This window comes from Paraburkholderia sp. BCC1876 (assembly GCF_902833695.1).
Taxonomy (GTDB): domain Bacteria; phylum Pseudomonadota; class Gammaproteobacteria; order Burkholderiales; family Burkholderiaceae; genus Paraburkholderia.
Map to the genome: position 1 here is coordinate 1 of NZ_CADFGI010000024.1, position 4,316 is coordinate 4,316.

Here is a 4,316-nt window from a genome sequence, read left to right on the forward strand (position 1 = left end):
GACGCGTTCAGCCTGCAGCAGTACGCCGCGCCGCAAGGTGAGATCGAAACCATGCTGGCCACTCTCTGGCAGGCATTCCTCGGCATTGAACGTGTCGGCCGGCACGACAACTTCTTTGCGCTCGGTGGACACTCCATTCTCGCGGCACGTCTGGTGGCGCGTCTCGGCGCGGCATTCGACAAGGAATTACCTTTGCGCTGCGTCTTCGATGGCCCGACCGTCGCGCAGCTTGCGGCCACCGCGGCCGCGAGTTCCGCGTCGGTGAGCCGCGCGCCCATCGTGGCGGTGGATCGTCACGGCGAGCTGCCACTTTCGTTTGCCGAAGAGCGGGCGGTGGCGCTCGAAACGTCGTCGACGAGCACCGGGATTCTCAATTCTTCGTGCATCTTCCGGTTGTCTGGCAGGCTACGTCGTGACTGGCTTGAGCAGGCAATAGCATCGGTTGTCGCACGGCATGAAATTCTTCGCACCCGCTACGCTGCGGATCCAGACAGCGGCGCATTCTGCCCGGTGATCGACGCGCCGACGAACTTCCGGCTGGCTATCCGGCCGGTCGACGCGCTCGAACCGGACGGTCTGCGCGCCGCGCAGACGGAGGCCGCCGTGATGCCCGACTGTTTCCGCGGGCCGCTATTTCGTGCGACGTTGTTCGTCGAACAGGACGTAGACGGCGAACACGGCGAACACGTCGACCGCGCGCTTCTCGTGATCGGCGTCCATCACATCGCGATCGATGCGATCTCGTGGACGATTGTCTGGCGCGACATCGCGCGCGCCTATCAGGCTCTGCGTGCTGGCCATCTGCCGAATCATGCGCCCGAGCCGATCCAGTACCGCGACTACGCGGCCTGGCAACGACGACAATTGAGCACGGAACGGCTGGCGCAACTGCGGCGGCACTGGCGCGACAAGCTGACCGGCGCGCCGGTCTGCCTGAACCTGCCGTTCGACCGCGCGCGTCCTGCCGTCATGACGGACCGCGCCGGGCGCGTCGGTCTTGAGCTACCGGCCGAACTGAGCCGAAGCGTCCGCCGAACCGCGTCGTCGTTGCGGCTGACACCGTTCGTCGTGCTCGAGACCCTGCTGGCGATTCTGTGCAGCCGCCTCGCGCACAGCCGCGACGTTGTGATCGGCACCGTGACCGAGGGCCGCAACGCACTCTCTACCGAGAACGTCGTGGGGCTGTTCGTCAATACGATCCCGCTGCGCCATACGATCCAACCGTCCGCTTCGATCCAGAGCCATTTGCTGCGAGCGTCGGAGGAACTGCTGATTGCGCTGGAGCACGACGCACTTCCTTTCCCGGAGATCGTCTCCGCCGTCAATCCGGTGCGGCTGGCTTCTCACGATCCGCTGTTTCAGGTGTTCTGCCAGTTACAGCCGGGCGCTGGCGAAACCGAGGCGACGCTCGCGGGCGTGTCGGTCGACGCAGTGCCACGCGAGAATCCCGGCCGCGGCGCGGATCTCGCCATCGTGTTCCAGCACGCGGACGATGTCTTGAAAGCGGAAGTCGCCTACAGCGTCGATCTGTTCGATCACGCGAGCGTGGAAGCCATCGTCGCGCTCTATCTGACGTTGATTTCGCAGGCGATGCGCGATCCGGCGGCATCGGTCGATCGGCTCTGGGATGCGTGCGTCGCATTGACCCGCGCGTCTGCGCACCGTGTGGCGCTGAACAGGCTGATCGACCGCCCGCCGTCCGCCACGGGTGCATGGTATGGACTGTCGCCGGCCCAGCAGGCTGTCTGGATGCAGGAACAGGCGTCGCCGCCGGGCTCGTCGTATTTCTCGCTGGCGGTGATGCGCTGCGCACCCAAGGTCGACCGCGGCCGGCTGGAAGCCTCTGCGCGCGGGCTGATCACGCAAATCCAATCGCTCCGGCTGGAATGGACCGATAGCGGATTGCAGCGGGAGACCCTGGTGCCCACCACCCGCTTTGCGAGCTTCGCCGACAGGGCGGCACTCGCGCCGGATGCGCAATTGCAGGCGGTGTACGACTGGCACCATGAACTGAACGACCGGCGTGGCGATCAATCGAGCGACATCGCGGTGTTTCACTGGTCCGATTGCGCCGTGGTCGCGCTCCGCTCACACCATATGCTGAACGACGGGTGGTCCGCACTGCGCGCATTCGAGCGCGTCGCGAAGAACTATGGACAACTCGAACGCGATCCTGCGCATGCGTTCGAACCGGATCGCGGATTTCTCGACACGCTGACACTGGAGCGCGGCTACCTGGATTCGCCCGAACATGCGCGTGACGCGGCGTTCTGGCAGAGCGCCTGCCGCGCCTTCGAGCGCCCGGCGCTGGTGACGTTACTGGCCGACCGGCCGTATGCGACGCATGCGCCACGTCGCATCGCGTCGCTGCGCCGGCCACTGCCGGCGACGCTGCAAGTCGCGCTGGCGCAGGCCGCGGATACCTTGTCGCTGACGCTGTCGGAATGCCTGACTGCATTGACCGCGTTGTACCTTGCCCGCGCCGGCGGCGAAAACGAGGTCGCGTTCGGCGTGCCGCTTCTGAATCGGCCCCGGGAAGCGCTCGATATTCCTGGTCAATTCGCCAAGGTGATGGTGGTTGGCGCATCGTTCGATCCCGCCGCCGATACGCTAGCGGATGCAATCCAGCGCGTCTGCCGCGCGCACCGGAAAGTGCTGCGGCACGGCCGCTATCCGCTCAGCGAACTGGTGCGGCGCCATGGGTTCGATCCGCGCCACGCCGAGGTCAGCATCAACACGTTGTTTCTGCGGCGAAGCGTCGAGGTTGCCGGGGCGCCGACCCAGGTACGATGGCTGAGCGGGCCAGAAAGCGGCCTGTCGTTTCTCTACACGCAGTTCGGCCGCGCTGCGCCGATCGATCTTGAACTGCGCTTCAACGACGCGCTGTTCGACACCGCGACGATCTCGCATCACGCGAACCGGCTAATGCACTATCTCGGCAACGCGTGCGCCGGCCTGATGTTCCCCGTCGGTGACATCGCACTTTTAGCGGCGGACGAGCGCCGGCTGTTACTCCAGACCTGGAACGCGACGGAAGCCCCTTATCCTGACGAGCTATGCCTGCACCGGTTGTTCGAGCAACTGGTCGAGTTCACCCCGGATGTCACTGCGCTCGTAGGCGACGATGCGACGCTCAGCTACGCAGCGCTCAATGCACGTGCCAACCAGCTCGCGCACCAGTTGATCGCGCAAGGCGTGCGGCCCGATAGCCGCGTCGCGGTCTGTGTTGAGCGCGGCGTGATGATGATCGTCGGCCTGCTCGCGATCCTGAAGGCCGGCGGAGCTTATGTGCCGCTCGACGCGGACTATCCGCGCGAACGGATCGGGCACATCCTCGCCGACGCCAAGCCGACGCTGCTGTTGATCGACCGCGCGGGCCGGCGCGCGCTCGACGATCTGCTGCCGCCCGCCGTTGCGCACATCGATCTCGATGCGTCGCAGCCCGCCTGGTCGGCTCGCCCCGACACCGATCCGGTCGTGCCGGGTCTCACCTCGCGCCATCTGGCCTACGTGATCTATACCTCGGGTTCCACCGGTCTGCCGAAGGGAGTCATGGTCGAGCATCGGCAGCTTGTCAATCTGGTCTGCTGGCATATCGGGCGTTTCGGTCTGCGGCCCGGATGCGCCAGCACCGCCACGGCGGGCCTGGCCTTCGACGCCACCGCCTGGGAGATCTGGCCTGTTCTCGCCAGCGGCGCCACCTTGCTGCTGCCGCCGCCGGGTCTGACCGATCCTGCAGCGATGCTCCGCTGGTGGCGCGATCAACCGGTCGATACCGCGTTCCTCGTTACGCCGCTGGCACTGCTCGCGATCGACGCCGGTCTGCCTCGCAGGCTGCGCCGCTTGCTGGTCGGTGGCGACCGCCTTGCGCAGCGTCCCGCCGCGCTGCCCGAGTCGGTCGAACTGGTCAACAACTACGGCCCCACCGAAACGACCGTGGTCGCCACATCGGGCATTGTCAGCTCGGGCGACACCGTGCCGACCATCGGCAAGCCGATCGCGAACACCCGCATCTATCTGCTGGATGCACAGTACGAACCGGTGCCGCTGGGGGCCGTGGGCGAGCTATACATCGGTGGCGCGGGCGTGGCGCGCGGTTATCTGAACCAGCCGGAACTAACCGCGCAACGCTTCCTGCGCGATCCGTTCGCCGGTGCGCCCGACGCGCGGATGTACCGCACCGGCGATCTCGCCCGCTATCTGCCCGATGGCAACCTGGTGTTCCTTGGGCGCAATGACGAGCAGGTGAAGATCCGGGGTTTCCGGATCGAACCCGGGGAGATCGAGGTCCAGCTTGCGACTCATCCCGAGGTGCG

1 protein-coding gene is annotated in these 4,316 nt (G+C 66.2%); it reads left to right on the top strand.

Translation table 11 applies throughout. From position 1 onward, the window contains the following. A partial coding sequence (locus HWY05_RS37540; protein ID WP_176061469.1) for a non-ribosomal peptide synthetase occupies positions 1 to 4,316 on the top strand: 4,316 nt, incomplete at both ends.